A 16915-nucleotide genomic window follows, 5' to 3' on the forward strand; every position below is an offset into this window, starting at 1 on the left:
GCGACCTCGCAAGGTGAACGTACGACTGCACCCCTTGCCTGGGCAAGGGGTGCAGTGGAAGTTGTCTTCCGTGTTATGAAATCAGTGCCGGGTCAGGGCATGCGCTCGTAGGCGGGCAGCGTCAGGAAGTCGACGTACTCGTCGGCCAGGGCCACCTCGGTGAACAGCTCTCCGGCCTGCTGGTACAGGTTCTCGTCGAAGTCCGCGCCCAACTGCTCGCGGATGGCGGCGAGCTCCTCGTCGATGATCCCCCGAACGAGGTCGGCGGTGACCTTGGGGCCGTTGTCGAGCGTGATTTCGTTGTGCAGCCACTGCCAGACCTGGGAGCGGGAGATCTCGGCGGTCGCGGCGTCCTCCATGAGGTTGTGGATGGCCACCGCGCCGTTGCCGCCCATCCACGTCGCCAGGTACTGCAGGGCGACGTTGACGTTGCCGCGCAGGCCCGCGAGGGTGACCCCGCCCGGGGTCCTGTCCACGGCCAGCAGGTCCTCGGCCGAGACCTCGACCTCGGGGCGCTGCTTGTCGATCTGGTTGGGGCGCTCGCCCAGGACGCCGTCGAAGACCTCCATGGCCACCGGGACCAGGCCCGGGTGGGCGACCCAGGAGCCGTCGAAGCCGTCGCCGGACTCGCGGGACTTGTCGTCGCGGACCTTGGCGAAGGCGGTCCTGTTGACCTCCTCGTCCTTGCGGGAGGGGATGAAGGCCGCCATGCCGCCGATGGCGTGGGCGCCGCGCTTGTGGCAGGTCTTGACCAGCAGTTCGGTGTAGGCGCGCATCATCGGCGCGGTCATCGTGACGGCGTTGCGCTCGGGCAGCAGGAACCTGCGGCCGCGGGTGCGGTGCGTCTTGATGATGCTGAACAGGTAGTCCCAGCGGCCCGCGTTGAGGCCCGCGGAGTGCTCGCGCAGCTCGTAGAGGATCTCCTCCATCTCGAACGCGGCCGGGATGGTCTCGATGAGGCAGGTCGCGCGGATGGTGCCGCGCGGGATGCCCAGGCGCTCCTGGGCCAGGACGAAGACGTCGTTCCACAGGCGCGCCTCAAGGTGGCTCTGCATCTTGGGCAGGTAGAAGTAGGGGCCCCTGCCCTTGTCGATCTGGCGCTGGGCGCAGTGGAAGAAGTAGAGGGCGAAGTCCAGCAGGCCGCCGCTGACGCGCTCGCCGTCCACGAGGACGTGCTTCTCGTCCAGGTGCCAGCCGCGCGGGCGGACGACGACGGTGGCGAGCTCGCCGTCCTCCTTCAGGGCGTAGGCCTTGCCCTGGGGGGAGGTGAAGTCGATGGTGCGGTCGAGGGCGTCGCGCAGGTTGAGCTGGCCCCCGATCATGTTCTCCCACAGCGGGGTGTTGGCGTCCTCGAAGTCGGCCAGCCACACCTTGGCGCCGGAGTTGAGCGCGTTGATGGTCATCTTGCGGTCGGTGGGGCCGGTGATCTCCACGCGGCGGTCCGTGATGCCCGGGGCGGGAGGGGCGACCCGCCAGCTGTCGTCCTCGCGGATGTGCTTGGTCTCGGGGAGGAAGTCGAGGTCGGCCCCGGCCGAGATCTGCTCCTGCCTGGCCACCCGGGCCTGGAGGAGCTCCTGACGACGCGCCTCGAAGGCGCGGTGCAGTTCGGCGACGAGGGCGAGGGCGTCCTCGGTGAGGATCTCGTCGAACCGTTCGTGGAGGGGGCCGGTGATCTCGACCCCGTGCGTGGCGCCCATGGAAAACCTTCCGCAATACGAAATAAGCTTTTGGTATGTGGAAAACGAAGCTACCGCCCGGTTCGCGGACGGTCAACGTCGCGCGTGTCTCACTGACTTGGGAGTTTCCCTGGATGGGAAGGTCGCGAAAACTTCTCCCGCGGCGTCGGCGCCCGTCGTCGGGACGGACGCGGGACCCGGCTCGGATCCCATGGAGTGTCGTGCCCGCCGTGCCCTGCGATAATTCAGGTGCCCGCGCGGAGGCGAGATGCCACCATCGTCAGGGCACCCGCCACCGCCCGGTCGCGGGAAGAATCGGGGCGGCGGCCACGTTGACCCACCTGGAGGGATATGAATACAGCTGACACCCGCGGAAGCGTCCACGACGGCCACGAGGCCGAGGACGCGTTCCGCGAGGCGATCACCGTCGGGGACGGGGTCGACGCACACGACGCGTCCCGCGAGGCCAGGGCCACCGGCGGTGACCGCTACGACGACCCGGACAACGCCCCCGACCAGGGCGAGATGGAACTCGCCGAGCGCCACGCGCTGCGCCGGGTTCCGGGACTGTCCACCGAACTCACCGACGTCACCGAGGTCGAGTACCGCTCCCTGAGGCTGGAGCGCGTCATCCTCATCGGCGTGTGGACCAGCGGCTCACAGGCCGACGCGGACAACTCGCTCACCGAGCTCGCCGCCCTGTCCGAGACCGCGGGCGCGCTCGTGCTGGAGGGGGTCACCCAGCGCCGCTCCAAGCCCGACCCCGCCACCTACGTCGGCAAGGGCAAGGCCGCCGAACTGCGCGACATCGTGGAGGCCACCGGCGCCGACACCGTGATCTGCGACGGGGAGCTCACGCCCGGCCAGCTGCGCCAGCTGGAGGACGTGGTCAAGGTCAAGGTGATCGACCGCACGGCCCTGATCCTGGACATCTTCGCCCAGCACGCGCGCAGCAGCGAGGGCAAGGCCCAGGTCGAGCTCGCCCAGCTCAGCTACCTGCTGCCGCGACTGCGCGGCTGGGGTGACGCCCTGTCCCGTCAGGCGGGCGGCTCCGGCGGCGGTGGCGCGGGCGGCGGCGTGGGACTGCGCGGCCCGGGTGAGACCAAGATCGAGACCGACCGCCGACGCATCAACGACAAGATGGCCAAGCTGCGCCGCCAGCTCGCCCACATGCGCACCGCCCGCGACGTCAAGCGCGACGTCCGGCGCACCCGCTCGGTGCCGTCCGTGGCCATCGCCGGGTACACCAACGCGGGCAAGTCGAGCCTGCTCAACCGGCTGACCGGCGCCGGGGTCCTGGTCGAGAACGCCCTGTTCGCCACCCTGGACCCGACCGTGCGCCAGGCCCGCACGCCCGACGGCCGCGGGTTCACGCTCAGCGACACCGTCGGCTTCGTCCGGCACCTGCCGCACCAGCTCGTGGAGGCCTTCCGCTCCACCCTGGAGGAGGTCGCCGACTCCGACCTGGTCCTGCACGTGGTCGACGGGTCCCACCCCGACCCCGAGAGCCAGATCAGCGCGGTCCGGCACGTCTTCGCCGACATCGACGCCGGTGACGTGCCCGAGCTCATCGTGGTCAACAAGGTGGACGCCGCCGACCCCGACGTGCTCAAGGCGCTGCGCACCCGCTACCCGGACATGGTCGAGGTGTCGGCCCGTACCGGTGAGGGCGTGCCCGCGCTGGTGGACGCGGTCGCCGCGGCGCTGCCCGAGCTGGCGCACGAGGTCCGGGCGCTCGTCCCGTACTCGCGGGGCGACCTCATCGCCCGGATCCACGAGGAGGGGCGCATCCTCAGCGAGGAGCACACCGCCGAGGGCACGGCGATCCACGCCTTCGTGCCGGCCCTGCTCGCGGGCAGACTCGACGAGTACACGCCCAGCACGGCCTGAGGCACGCGCGGTCCGCCGCGCACGGCCGGGGCGCCCCCATAGGCGCCCCGGCCTCGCCGTGTCCGGGGACGGGCCCCGGCGGCGCACGGACGCGTCCCCGTCCGATCGGCGCACGCGAACACCCAGACCACCGGGGCCGCCGATGGCACCGGTCGCCCGGTGTGCCCGCGGCCTTTGTCGGGTTACCGTCCTATTCGTCCTTCCGGGGAGGTGTACACGGAGTCCGCGGATGGACTACGGTTTTGGAGCACTGGCCGCCAGTGGCCGCTGTCCCGCGACAGCCGCCCCCTGTGCCACTGTCACGGCACCGCGGCGGCCGCAGGCCGCCCCACCGGCTCCGTCGGACCGCTCCAGATACGAGGTCGCCATGCCCGCCCGTGTATCCCACGACCGTGTCCCGCAGCCGCACCGGCTGACCTGACCGGCGAGGGCGGACGACCCCATGACGGCGGTACTCCTCAGCAACATCGGTCGGCTGTGGACCGGGAGCGAGCTGATCACCAAGGCCGCGCTCCTGATGGACGACGACCGGGTGGCCTGGGTGGGGCCCGCCGCCGAGCTCCCCCAGAGCGTCCCGGGCGTGGTGGACGACCTCACCGACGTCGACGACGTCGTCAACATCGGCGGCGGCATGATCACCCCCGGGCTGATCGACGCCCACTGCCACCCGGTGTACGCGGGGGACCGCTACGCCGAGGTCAACATGTGGGCCAAGGGCGCCTCCAAGGGGGACATCTTCGCGGCCGGGGGCGGTGTCTCCACCACCGTCACCATCACCCGCGGTACCGACCCCTGGACCCTGTGCAACGCGGTCCGCGAACGGCTCCGGCACTGGGTGCTGACCGGCACCACCACCGTGGAGGCCAAGACCGGCTACCACCTGACCAGGGACGGCGAACTGGCCGACGTGCGCCTGCTGCGCTCCCTGGAGGAGGAACCGGGCATGCCGCGCCTGCACGTCACCTTCTTCCCCGCGCACGGGGTGCCGCCCGAGTTCTTCGGCAGACCCAGGGAGTACGCGGCCACCGCCGCCTCCTGGCTCAACGACGCCGCGCTGGCCGGTGCCGACGGGGTGGACGTGTACTGCGACAACCAGCAGTTCACCACCGAGGACGCCCGCATGCTGCTGGGGGTGGGCCAGTCCGCGGGACTGCGCACCACCCTGCACGCCTGCTCGCGACCCCGGCACGGCGCCGTGCGCATGGCCGCCGAGATGGGCTGCTCCTCCGTGGACCTGCTGCACGAGACCGACGAGCAGGACGTCCTGGCGCTGGCCGCCACCCGCACGCCGGTGGTGGCCTGCCCGACGACCTCGCTGCACGAGCGCCGCACCCCGCCGGTGCGGTCGCTGCTCGACCACGGCGTGCCCATCGGGCTGGGCACCGACCACAACCCCGGCCAGTCGGGCACGATGTCGATGCCCCTGGTGATCTCGCTGGCCATCTCCATGTTCGAGATGACCGTGCAGGAGGCCCTGCACGCCGCCACGGTGGGCAGCGCACGCGCCCTGGGCCTGACCGACCGGGGCGTGCTCGCGCCCGGCAGCCTGGCCGACCTCGTCCAGTGGGACGCCGACCACGAGGGCGCCTTCGCCTGGTCGATGGGCCTCAACACCCTGCGGGTGTGGCAGGGCGGCAGGACCATCCGCTGAGGCGGCGCCTACGACGCCCGAAGCTGCCCTCCGAGACCACCGCTAACGCCTGCCGCGGGCCCGGGCGATCTCGATGACGGCCCGCTCCAGCGCGTACTCGGGGTCGCGTCCGGCGCCCTTGATGAGCGCGTCGGTCTCGGCGACCACCGCCATGGCGCGGGTGACCCCCGCCGGGCTCCACCCCCGCGCCTGCTGACGCAGGGTCCGCAGCTTCCACGGCGGGACCTTGGCGCGCTTGGCCAGGTCCGCCTCGGACATGCCGCGCGGCGGCTGGGCGGCCACGGCGATACCGCGCACCGCACCGGCCAGCGCGCTGTTGATCAGCACCGGGGCGGTACCCACCGCCAGCGACCAGCGCAACTGCTCCAGCGCCTCGGGCAGGCGCCCCTCCACGGCGCGGTCGGCCACGGTGAACCCCGAGGCCTCCGCCTTGCCGGAGTGGTACCTGGCCACCGCCGCGGCGTCCACCCGGCCCTCGGTGTCGGCGATCAGCTGGGTGCAGGCCGCCGCGATCTCGCGCAGCTCGCTGCCGACCGCGTCCACCAGCGCCTGCGCGGCGTCGGCGGTGATCTGGCGCCCCGCCTGGGAGAACTCGCCCTTGACGAAGGCCACCCGCTCGGCGGGCTTGCTCGGCCCCTTGCAGTCCACGCGGTGGGCGCCCGCCTTGACCGCGGCCTGGAGCAGGGCCTTGCCCTTGTTGCCACCCGCGTGGGTGAGCACGAGGTTGACGTCGTCGGCCGGGTCCCCGAGGTAGTCGGTGACGGTCGCCGCCAGGTCCTTGGTCAGGTCCTGGGACGAGCGCAGCACCACCACCCGCCGGTCGCCGAACAACGAGGGCGAGGTCACCTCGACGAGCGTGGACATCCCCACCTGGGCGGGCAGCAGGTCGTGGACGTCCACGCCGGGGTCGGCCTCGCGGACCGCCGCGACGACGGAGGCGACGGCCCGGTCGACGAGGAGTTCCTCGTCCCCGACGATGATCGTGAGCAGGGCGGGTGCAGGCATACACAGAGGATGCCACGCCCCACCGACCAGCCGGACGCCCGTCGCGCGGCCGGCGGGCACGCGCCCGGCACATGGTCGGCGGGCGCACTCCCGCCCCCGTCGCCCGCACCGACCGTGACCGGCCCCGTACGCGGTGCCTCCCGCGCCCCCACCCCCTTACCGTGCCGTCCTCCGCCGCCCCGCTCTCCAGGGCGCCGCCTCCTACCGCGCGGGGCCGGGCCCGCGCACCACGGCCTGCCCGGGACCGGAACCGCCGCCGTCCAGCACGGCCACGTCCCCGTCCCGGTCGGTGCGCAGGTTCACCCGCGCCACCCGTTCCAGGATGTTCCACGTGAACGGCGCCGGATGCCCGTAGGTGTTGTCCGCGCCCACCGAGGTCACCGACACCACCGGGGCGGTGGCCTCCAGGAAGGCCGGTTCCTGGCTCCCCGCCCCGTGGTGGGGCACGGCCAGCACGGTCACCCGCAACAGGTCGGCGTCCGGTCCCTCCAGCAGCCTTCTCTGCGCCTCCTCCTCGATGTCTCCGGTCAACAGCACCGTCAGCGCCGTCCCGTCCGCCCGGACCACCACCGAAGTGTCGTTCACCGAGCCCGTGAAGCCGGGCTCCGGCCACAGCACGCGCAGCAGCCACGTCCCCACCCTCAGCTGCTGGCCCCGTTCGGCCTCCAACAACCGCACCCCGGCGTCGGCCAGCAGCCGCCCCGTGGCGCTCTCCCCGAACCCCGGCGGCGCCAGCGCGGCCCCCACACTCCGGTGCCGCAGCACCCCGGGCGTTCCGTCCACGTGGTCGGCGTGGTCGTGGCTCAGAATCAGCAGTGGGACCTCGCGCACCCCCAGCCGCCCCAGGCAGTCGTCCACCCTGTCCGGGTCCTCCCCGGTGTCGGCGACCACCGCCGAGCCCCGGCCCGCCGACAGCACGAACGCGGTGCCCTGTCCCACGTCGCACGCCACCAGCGCCCATCCCGGGGGCGGCCATCCGCCCGGCACGCACCGCGCGGCCAGGGCCAGCAGCACCACGGCCGCCACCACGGCTGCCACGACACGGCGCAACCGCCCGTGCGTGAACACCAGCGCCGCCAGCACGGCGGCCAGGACCAGCCCTCCCACCAGATCCGACCGCCACGCCAGCGCGCCGTGCGGAACACGCGCGCCCGCACCGGCCACCGCCGCGATCCACGACACCCCCAGCCCGGGCAGGTGCGCGGCCACCGCCGCCGCCCCCGGCCACGCCAGGGCCAGGGCCGCCACCGCCGTCCCCGCCACCGTCACCGCCGCGACCACCGGAGCGGCCAGCACGTTGGCCGGAACCGCGATCCACGACAGTTCGCCCGAGAGCAGGACCAGCACGGGGGAGACCGCCACCTGCGCGGCCAGGGCCACCGCCAGCGCCTCCGCCACCGGTCGCGGCAGGCCTGCCGACCACGCCCGCGTCCACGGCGGCACCAGAAGCAGGATGCCTGCGGTCGCCAGCACCGACAGCGCGAACCCGAAGGAGGCGGCCAACCCCGGCGCGACGAACAGCACCCCGACCACCGTGACGGCCAGCGCACCGAGCCCCGCGTGGGCGCGCCCCGTGGCCAGCGCCAGCAGACCCAGCGATCCCATGAACGCCGCGCGCACCACGCTCGGCTCCGGGCGGCACACCAGGACGAACACCCAGATCACCGCCGCGCCGCCCGCCACCGAGCACCACGGGGGCGCCCGCAGCAGCCGGGAGACCGCCAGCACGAAGCCGGTGAGCACCGCCAGGTTGGCCCCCGAGACGGTCAGCAGGTGCGTCATCCCGGTCTCCCGGAAGTCCTCGGCGGTCTCCGGCGGCACCCCGGACGCGTCGCCGACGATCAGCGCCGGGAGGAGCCCGTCCTCGGGCCGGGACAGCCCGGAGGAGGCCTCCCGCAGCCGCTCCCGCACCAGACCGGCGAAGCTCTGCAGACCGCCGGGCCGCCCCACCTCCTCCGGCGGCCCGCGTACCAGGACCAGGGCGGCGGTGAGGGGGTCGTCCTCCGTGCCGAGGAAGACGCCCCGCGCCCGGAAGGTCTGCCCGGGCAGCAGTTCGCGCCAGTCCTCCTCCGAGGCCAGGACCACCACCGGCGCCGCGGACACGCGCTCGGTCCCCCCGGACCGCACCCACGCGGTACGGGCGTCGATCACCCAGGCCGCCCTGCCCGGCCGGGGAGTCCCCGACCGCGGACGCGGATCGGACGTCACCACCGCCTCGAACTCCGCCTCGCGCCCCTGCTCCGCCGCCTCCCTGGCCGCGCTCCGCTCCACCCGGTGCACCTGCACACCGGCCACCGCCGCCACCGTGGCCACACAGGCCAGCGATGCCGCCGCGGTGAGCGCCGCCGCCTCCAGGGGCGCACGCGCGGCCGTCAGGAGCGCCACCGCCGCGCCCGCCCCCGCGACCCCGGCCAGGGACCAGGCGGCCCACGGCGGGACGGCGAGCGCCGCCAGCGCGGCCAGCCAGGCCGTCGCCGCGGGCGCCAGCAGGCGCAGGTCGGGCGGCTTGTCCAGTCCGTAGGCGTCCGTCCCCAGCCATGTGGTCACCGCCGCTCACCCCACCGTCACGTGGGGTTCGAGGTCGGCGAGGATCTTGTCGCCGATCCGGTCCACGTCGAGCAGGTCGTCGACGCTGCGGAAGGGGCCGTGCTCCTCGCGGTAGGAGACGATGTTGTCGGCGATCACCGTGCCGATCCCGGGCAGGGTCTCCAGTAAGGCCCGGTCCGCCCGGTTGATGTCCACCAGCCCTCCGGTGCCCTGGGGGCCGCCTTCGGTGACGCCCGCGCCCGCGGGCACGGGGACGCCCACCAGGACCTGTTCGCCGTCGACCAGGGGGCGGGCCAGGTTGAGCAGGTCGAGGTCGGCGTCGGGCAGCGCGCCACCGGCCTCCTCCACGGCGTCGGCCACCCGCGACCCCGAAGGGAGCGTGTACAGCCCGGGGTCGGACACCTCACCGCCCACGTGCACCACGAGGTCCTCCTCCGGAGCCGCGCCCCCGGCCTCCCCGGTGTCCGCGCCCCCGGCCGCCGTCCCCGCCTCCCGCGCCGGGGACTGCGCGTTGTCGCCCTCCGCCGCGGGTACGGGCGCGGGCGCGGCACGGGTGACCATCTCGGGGGCGGGCACCGTGGTCGGCCGGTGGTACAGCGTCAGCACCAGTACGACGGCCAGGGCGCCCAGCACGGCCAGGACGATGACCGCCCGCCGGGACAGCGCCGCCCGGGGTGGCCACCGCCGGGCCAGCCGTTCCAGGAGCGAGTCGGAGGGCTCGGGGTCGAACTCCGCGTACCCCGACGGCGGGCGCTCCGGGCGCCGGTGCCGTCCCCCTGCCGGGTCGGGCCACGGGTCCGGACCGGGCGCGCCCTCCGACGCGCCGACACGTCGGGCGAACGGGACGGTTCCGCGGTCCGGGTCCTCCCCGGAGGCCCGCTTCGCGGACCCCGCGGACCTTCCGTCCCGGACCTCCCCGGAGGTCCGCGGTAGGGGCACGGTCGCCTGCCCGTCCCGGCTGCCTTCCGGCGTCCGTGGGGCGGTCACCGTCGCCTTCCCGGTTCGGTCCTCCCCGGACGGATTCCGCGCCGCCGACGACCCGGCCGGAGAGGGGCGCGGAGGAACGGTCACGCCGAGCAGGTCGTCGGGGTGGCGCTCGGGCCAGGCCTCCGAGGGAACGGGGCCCGTGTCGGGAGTGAGCGGCGTGTCCGGATGACGACGGGTACCGGCCTCGGCACTTCCCTGGGTCCGCCGCCTTCCGGATGGACCCCGGGCGGGCCCGGCCGAGAAGCGGCCTTCCTCCCCGGGGACGGTCGCCCCCGGGGCGTCCGGCCTGGCCCGGTTCCGGCGGCCACCGGAGGCGTTCCCGTCCCGCTGCTCTATGGCAGGAGTCCGGGCCACGGTGTCCTCGGGAGCGGGCGGCCGCCGAGGTCCGGTGGCCGGACCCCCGCGCGAAGCGGCCCCGGGGCGGCCTGTGCCCTCCGGGCGGGGCGCGCCGTCGGACGCCGCCGACCGGTACGGGGCGTGCGTCCCGGCCACCGCGTACGGCGCGCTCGGGATCGGCGGGACACCGGGGGGAGGCGGCGCGGGTCGCGGGTGCGAGCGGGGGATACGCGCGCGCAGGCGCCGGGCGGCGGGCGAGGCGTCCAGGGTGAGCGCGCGGAGTCGGTCCTGCTGGTCGGTCGAGGGGGAGTGGCGCCGGTTGCGGCGCTGAACAGTCATAAGGCCACGTTAGGAAGCCGGGAACGCTGTGTCAGCAGCCGATTCCAGGCTGTGGACAACCCTCGTCCGGGCCTCCTCGACCCGCGCGGACGGCGGCGGGGGACGAGGCCGGGCGCACGAAAAAACCCGGCCCGGTGCGCGCGCACCGGGCCGGGTCGAGCCTCAGTCTCAGGCGGACTGCAGGGAGTGCAGACGCTTGGCGATCGCGCTCTTGCGGTTCGCGGCCTGGTTCTGGTGGATGACGCCCTTGCTGGTGGCCTTGTCCAGCGCGCGAGCGGCGGCGCGCTGGGCGACGGTGGCCTTCTCGACGTCCCCGGCCTCGGCAGCCTCACGGAACTTGCGGACGGCCGTCTTCAGCGAGGAGCGCACCGCCTGGTTGCGGACACGAGCCTTCTCGTTCTGCCGAATGCGCTTCTTCTGCGACTTGATGTTCGCCATGCGAAAACGTGCTCCAGTTGATCTTGGTCATCGCGCCGACCGGACCAGGCGGCCCGACCCGCGGGCAGCCGTTCCGCGAGGGGCCGGCGTGGGCGCCGACGCAGGGTGTGTGAGTCCACAGGGCCCGAGGCCAATGTGGAAGTCCGAGACACGGACTTCCAGTATGCCTCACACGGGGTACCGCTCAGGCACCACGTGCGCCCCATGGATGCCCGTTATGGAACTCGGAAGGCATTTCTGGGGTTTTCTGCGCACCGTGGTGGTTCCATGCGGTATGCATGCGGGCCGGTGGCCAGAGCGGCGGCGACGACTCCACCGCCCCGCCCACGGGTCTTCGGGGAGCGCCGCTCAGGACAGCAGCCACCCCTCCGTGTAGGCCGCCACGTCCTCCTCGGTCGCCTCGTCCCCCAGGTAGAAGGCCACCCCCAGGGTCATCCCCTCCGGCGGCTCGGCCTCGGTCACGCCCAGCCGGACGGCCTCCAGCGCGGTCGTCAACGACTCGTCGGACTCCTCCGGGGCCCACTCGCCATCGCCGTACGTGGGCAGCCCGAACCGCACCGCCACGCCCTCGTGCGCGCGCAGGGCCGTCACCGCCTCGGTCACCTGCCGCACCATGAACCCGCCGTACAGCGCGTCGCCGGGCATTCCCGCGCCCACGCCCGGCAGCACCACCTCGTCGGCGTGCTCGGTCACCCGGTCCAGGTAGCCCTTGGACCAGTACTTCTCCCCGCGCTCCATGACGAAGGAGGGCACCCGTCCGCCCGGTACCAGCTCCACGTGGTGGGCCTGCACCGACAGCACGGGTTCCTCGCCCAGTTCCTCACGCACCATCGACACGAGCGTGGGCATCGACGGGTCGTTCACGGTCACCGGGCGGATCTCCAGGTGCACGCCCGCGAACCCGTCCGCGGCCACCTCGGCGACCGCCGGGGCGAGCGCCGCGCGGGCCTGTTCGTCGAGCTGGTCCCTCAGCAGCGAGGACCCGCTCTCCACGTGCCGCAGCCACGCCAGCGCGCGCACGTCGGGGTACTCCCGCTCCAGCCAGGACAGCAGGGCGCCGGTGTCCTCCACCCGCTCGACCGCGCCCTCGGCGTCGATCTCGCCCGCGTACACGTACACCGTGTCCACCCCGCCGGTGTCGAGCACCCGCGCCAGGGGGCCGGTGTCCTCCCAGGAGCCCACCCACGCCGCGTCGGAGCCCCGCGAGGCCGCCCACGGCTCCGGTTCACCCGAGAACTGGAAGGCCAGCAGGGCCCCCGCGCCGACCACCACGACCGCGATCGCGGCCACACCCGCCAGCAACCGTGTCAACAGCCACTTCAACCGCCCGCTCCTCCCACGTCCCGGACCGCGGGCGCTCCCCGCCCGCCACCGCCCCCAACGGCGGCGTCGCGCGCCCGGTGCCCGCCCGCGCGGCCCGTTCCCGGTCCCGGGTCACATAATCTGGACACCAGACCCGCGCCCCATACTGCCGCACGGGCCGCTGCCGTCACCGAGAGAGGGCACCCGGCCGCCGTGGGATGATGGACGACGCCGTCGGCCTCCGCCGCGGCGGGGCGACACCGCCGCTAGGCGCACACGACCCGGACCCGACCTGTGAACGGAGCACGGTGGCACAGCCGAACTGGACCGATCCCGCGCTGATCCGCAACTTCTGCATCATCGCGCACATCGACCATGGCAAGTCGACGCTGGCCGACCGGATGCTCCAGATCACCGGTGTCGTCGAGGACCGCCAGATGCGCGCCCAGTACCTGGACCGCATGGACATCGAGCGCGAGCGCGGCATCACCATCAAGTCGCAGGCGGTGCGCATCCCCTTCACCGCCCTCGACGACCGGACCTACACGCTCGACCTCATCGACACCCCCGGGCACGTCGACTTCACCTACGAGGTCTCGCGCTCCCTGGCCGCCTGCGAGGGCGCCGTCCTGCTGGTGGACGCCGCGCAGGGCATCGAGGCGCAGACCCTGGCCAACCTGTACATGGCCCTGGAGAACGACCTCACCATCATCCCGGTGCTCAACAAGATCGACCTCCCGGCCGCGCAGCCGGAGAAGTACGCCGAGGAGCTGGCCGGGATCATCGGCTGCGAGCCCTCCGACGTGCTCAAGGTCAGCGCCAAGACGGGCGAGGGCGTCGAAGAGCTCCTCAACGAGATCGTCAACCAGATCCCGCAGCCCGTCGGCGACGCCGACGCCCCGGCCCGCGCGATGATCTTCGACTCGGTCTACGACACCTACCGGGGCGTGGTCACCTACGTCCGGGTGATCGACGGCAAGCTCAGCCCGCGCGAGCGCATCCAGATGATGTCCACCCGCGCCTCGCACGAGATCCTGGAGATCGGCGTCAGCTCACCCGAGCCCACCAAGTGCGACGGACTGGGGGTGGGAGAGGTCGGCTACATCATCACCGGCGTCAAGGACGTGCGCCAGTCCAAGGTCGGTGACACCATCACCTCCCTCAACCGGCCCGCGACCGAGATGCTGTCCGGGTACCGCGAGCCCAAGCCCATGGTGTTCTCGGGCCTGTACCCGATCGAGGGCACCGACTACCCGGTGCTGCGCGACGCCCTGGAGAAGCTCCAGCTCAACGACGCCGCCCTGGCCTTCGAGCCGGAGACCTCCGCGGCTCTGGGCTTCGGCTTCCGCTGCGGCTTCCTGGGCCTGCTGCACCTGGAGATCACCCGGGCCCGCCTGGAGCGCGAGTTCAACCTCGACCTCATCTCCACCGCCCCCAACGTCATCTACCGGGTGGACATGGAGGACGGCACCGAGCACGTGGTGACCAACCCCAGCGAGTTCCCCGCCGGGAAGATCGACTCCATCTACGAGCCCATGGTCAAGGCCACCGTGCTCAGCCCCGCCGACCACATCGGCCAGATCATGGAGTTGTGCCAGGAGCGGCGCGGCGACCTCCAGGGTATGGACTACCTGTCCGAGGACCGCGTGGAGATGCGCTACACGCTGCCCCTGGCCGAGATCGTCTTCGACTTCTTCGACCACCTCAAGTCCCGTACCAAGGGCTACGCGTCACTGGACTACGAGCCCACCGGCGAGAAGGCCTCCGACCTGGTCAAGGTGGACATCCTGCTCCAGGGCGAGGCCGTCGACGCCTTCTCCGCCATCGTGCACAAGGACAAGGCCTACGCCTACGGCGTGGAGATGACCAAGAAGCTGCGCGAGCTCATCCCCCGGCAGCAGTTCGAGGTGCCCATCCAGGCCGCCATCGGCGCCCGGGTGATCGCCCGCGAGAACATCCGCGCCATCCGCAAGGACGTGCTCTCCAAGTGCTACGGCGGCGACATCAGCCGTAAGCGCAAGCTGCTGGAGAAGCAGAAGGAGGGCAAGAAGCGGATGAAGATGGTCGGCCGGGTCGAGGTGCCTCAGGAGGCCTTCATCTCCGCGCTGTCCACCGACACCGGCGGCTCCGACGACAAGAAGAAGAAGTAGTCCCGCCCGCACGCGGGGGACACGGAGGGGGCGCCCCGAGCCGGGGCGCCCCCTCCGCGTTCTCCTCGGTACCGCCCGCTCAGCCCTTGACCGCTCCCGCGGTCAGGCCCTCGGTGATGTAGCGCTGGAGGAACCAGAACACCGCGAGGGTGGGCAGGGACAGCATGATGGCGCCCACCGCGAACATCCCGAAGTTCGCGTTGCGCTGCGAGGCCACCAGCTGGTAAAGGCCCAGGCCCAGCGTCTTGGCGTCGGTGTCGCGCAGGAACACGCTCGCCATCAGGAACTCGTTGATGGTGGAGATGAACACCAGCAGGCCCACGATCGCCAGCACCGGCGTGACCAGCGGCAGCATGATCCGGAAGAACACCTGCGCGTGCGAGGCCCCGTCCATCTGCGCGGACTCGTCCAGCTCCTTCGGCACGGTGTCGAAGAAGCCCTTCATCAGCCACGTGTTGATGCTCAGCGCGCCGCCCAGGTAGACCAGCAGCAGCCCCCACCGGGTGTCGAAGCCGATCGACGGGTAGTACTCGCCGATCGTGGAGAACATCAGGTAGATCGCCACGATCGCCAGGAACTGCGGGAACATCTGGATCACCAGCAGCCCGATCAGCCCCACCCGGCGACCCCGGAAGCGCATGCGGCTGAACGCGTACGCGGCCAGCGCCGACAGCAGCACCGTCACGGCGGCGTTGGTGAAGGCGAAGAACAGCGAGTTCGCGTACCAGGTGGTGAAAGGGGTGTTGCTGAACAGGTCCACGGCGTTGTCCAAGCTGGCCCCGGTCGGCCACAACTGCGCGCTGGACAGCGTGCCCAGCGGGTTGAGCGCCGCCGACACCACGAACAGCACCGGGAAGAGCGCGAACGCCACGACCAGCAGCATCACCACGTGGCGCCAGCCGTATCTGCGGGCCCACAGGCCCAGACGGACTCCGGTACCGCGCCGGTGGGGCGCGCGCACCGCGTCCGGGGTCGCGACCGCCATCAGTCCACCTCCTTGAGGGCCTTGCTCCTGCTGAGGCTGACCACCGACATCACCGACACGATCAGGAAGATCATCACCGACAGCGCCGCCGCGTACCCGTACTGGGCGGTGGCCTCGTTGAAGGCGAGCCGGTAGGTGTAGGTGATGAGCAGGTCGGTGGCCCCGGCCGTCGGGCTCTCCGGGGAGAAGGGCCCGCCCTGGCTGATCAGCCACACCGCGTTGAAGTTGTTGAAGTTGAACGCGAACGTCGAGACCAGGATCGGCGTCATCGCCACCATCAGAAGCGGCAGGGTGACGTTGCGGAAGGCCTGCCAGGGGCCCGCGCCGTCGATCTGCGCCGCCTGGCCCAGCTCGCGCGGGACGGCCTGGAGGGCTCCCGTGGCCACCAGGAACATGTACGGGTAGCCCAGCCAGACGTTGGCCAGGATCACCGCCGCCCGGGCCGACCACGCGTCGCCCAGCCAGTCCACCTCCAGGCCGAGCACCCGGTTGAACAGGCCGAAGTCGGTGTTGAACATGTCCCGCCACAGCAGGAACATCGCCAGCGAGCTCATCGCGTACGGCAGGACCACCAGGATCCGGTACACGACCTTGCCGCGCAGCCTGGGCACGTGCAGGGTGAGCGCGATCGCCAGGCCCACCACGAACACCAGGAAGGTGACGGAGGCGGCGAAGGCGATGTTCCACACCAGGATGCTGAAGAACGACGACGCGAAGGTCGGGTTGAACAGGAAGCGGGCGAAGTTGTCGAAGCCCACGCCGACCTGCCAGCCCTGGGCCAGCCGCTCCCCGTCCTCGTCGTAGAACGCGCCCCGCTCGTTGTCCGCGTGGTAGACGATCCCGGTCTCGGCGTCGGTGACGCAGTCGCACCCGGCGTCGTAGGCGCGGGTCGCGGTCCCCTCGAAGGCGGTGGACAGGCCGCTGGAGCGGATGCCCGTGCCGCTGCCGGTGGGCACCGCGAACGCCTGGAGCTCGTCGCTGCGCGCGTTGACCTGGGTGGGGGACAGGATCGTGTACCCGAAGGCCTCGGTGATCTTGCCCGAGGGCTCCACGGTCGCGCCGTCGAGCTCGGTGAGCCCCTCCTCGGTTCCGGCGTAGGCCTGTCCCTCGGGGTCGGTGAGCAGGAAGGCCAGCTCACCGGTCTCGGGCGAGCCGGTGACCGCCACGGTCAGGGTGTACTCCTCGGCCCCGTCCGGACTGCTCACCGAGTAGGCCTCGATGGAGGCGATGGCCTGTTCCTTGTCGCCCCGGTGGCCGTCGCTGAGGTTGGTCACCGAGGTGCTCATCGTGTAGAGCACCGGCAGGATCTGGAAGGCGGTCAGGAACAGCACGCCCGGGACCAGGTACTTGGCCGGGACGGTGCGCTTGGACAGGTAGACCCAGTAGACGAGGCCGACCACGGCCACGACCAGGCCGATGCCCCACCAGTTGCCCGCCACGTACAGGGGCAGCACCGCCCACACGCCCAGGGCGGTGAACAGGCCCAGCAGGGCGATCTTGACCAGCTGCCCGGCCAGTGAACCGTTCCCGGCGAACCGGCCGCCCGGCAGGGGCGTGCGGGCGGGCGCCCCCGGTGAGGGAGCGCCCGCTGTCTTGTTGGACGCCACCG

At 72.3% G+C, this 16915-nt stretch carries 11 protein-coding genes; 3 read left to right on the forward strand and 8 right to left on the reverse strand.

The window, feature by feature from the left end; translation table 11 throughout:
* Positions 1 to 92 precede the first annotated feature (92 nt).
* A complete protein-coding gene (aceB, locus tag ACSTA4_RS07600) occupies positions 93 to 1697 on the reverse strand; it encodes a malate synthase A (protein ID WP_444962951.1) in 1605 nt (534 codons plus the stop codon).
* 330 nt (positions 1698 to 2027) lie between these two features.
* On the opposite strand from aceB, the gene hflX reads away from it, so the two are divergent.
* Both hflX and ACSTA4_RS07610 read left to right on the forward strand, forming a co-directional pair.
* Positions 2028 to 3566 (forward strand): GTPase HflX, encoded by a 1539-nt coding sequence (gene hflX, locus ACSTA4_RS07605; protein ID WP_444962952.1) that lies wholly within the window; start codon positions 2028 to 2030, stop codon positions 3564 to 3566.
* Between the two features lie 442 nt (positions 3567 to 4008).
* A complete protein-coding gene (locus tag ACSTA4_RS07610; RefSeq protein WP_248773998.1) occupies positions 4009 to 5217 on the forward strand; it encodes an amidohydrolase family protein in 1209 nt (402 codons plus the stop codon).
* Between the two features lie 42 nt (positions 5218 to 5259).
* Here ACSTA4_RS07610 and holA read toward each other — a convergent pair whose 3' ends face one another.
* From holA to ACSTA4_RS07635, 5 genes are all read right to left on the reverse strand, one after another.
* Complete coding sequence (gene holA / locus ACSTA4_RS07615) at positions 5260 to 6222, reverse strand: DNA polymerase III subunit delta (protein WP_248773999.1); 963 nt, start codon at positions 6220 to 6222, stop codon at positions 5260 to 5262.
* Between the two features lie 201 nt (positions 6223 to 6423).
* Positions 6424 to 8769 carry a ComEC/Rec2 family competence protein gene (locus ACSTA4_RS07620; protein ID WP_444962953.1) on the reverse strand — a complete coding sequence of 782 codons (2346 nt, stop codon included), beginning with the start codon at positions 8767 to 8769 and terminating at the stop codon, positions 6424 to 6426.
* Positions 8770 to 8775: 6 nt separating this feature from the next.
* Entirely contained in the window at positions 8776 to 9756 is a 981-nt protein-coding gene (locus tag ACSTA4_RS07625) for a helix-hairpin-helix domain-containing protein (RefSeq protein ID WP_444962954.1), read from the reverse strand.
* 843 nt (positions 9757 to 10599) lie between these two features.
* Positions 10600 to 10869, reverse strand: coding sequence for a 30S ribosomal protein S20 (rpsT, locus tag ACSTA4_RS07630; RefSeq protein ID WP_013151741.1), 270 nt, complete (start codon positions 10867 to 10869; stop codon positions 10600 to 10602).
* A gap of 348 nt (positions 10870 to 11217) precedes the next feature.
* Complete coding sequence (locus ACSTA4_RS07635; protein ID WP_444962955.1) at positions 11218 to 12192, reverse strand: hypothetical protein; 975 nt, start codon at positions 12190 to 12192, stop codon at positions 11218 to 11220.
* A gap of 287 nt (positions 12193 to 12479) precedes the next feature.
* On the opposite strand from ACSTA4_RS07635, the gene lepA reads away from it, so the two are divergent.
* Complete coding sequence (gene lepA, locus ACSTA4_RS07640; protein ID WP_212641006.1) at positions 12480 to 14321, forward strand: translation elongation factor 4; 1842 nt, start codon at positions 12480 to 12482, stop codon at positions 14319 to 14321.
* Between the two features lie 79 nt (positions 14322 to 14400).
* On the opposite strand, the gene ACSTA4_RS07645 is transcribed toward lepA, so the two are convergent.
* Complete coding sequence (locus ACSTA4_RS07645) at positions 14401 to 15306, reverse strand: sugar ABC transporter permease (RefSeq protein WP_248774002.1); 906 nt, start codon at positions 15304 to 15306, stop codon at positions 14401 to 14403.
* A complete protein-coding gene (locus tag ACSTA4_RS07650) occupies positions 15306 to 16913 on the reverse strand; it encodes an ABC transporter permease subunit (protein WP_444962956.1) in 1608 nt (535 codons plus the stop codon). Before ACSTA4_RS07650 ends, ACSTA4_RS07645 begins: the two co-directional genes overlap by 1 nt.
* Positions 16914 to 16915 lie beyond the last annotated feature (2 nt).

It is taken from the genome of Nocardiopsis sp. M1B1 (genome assembly GCF_052466615.1).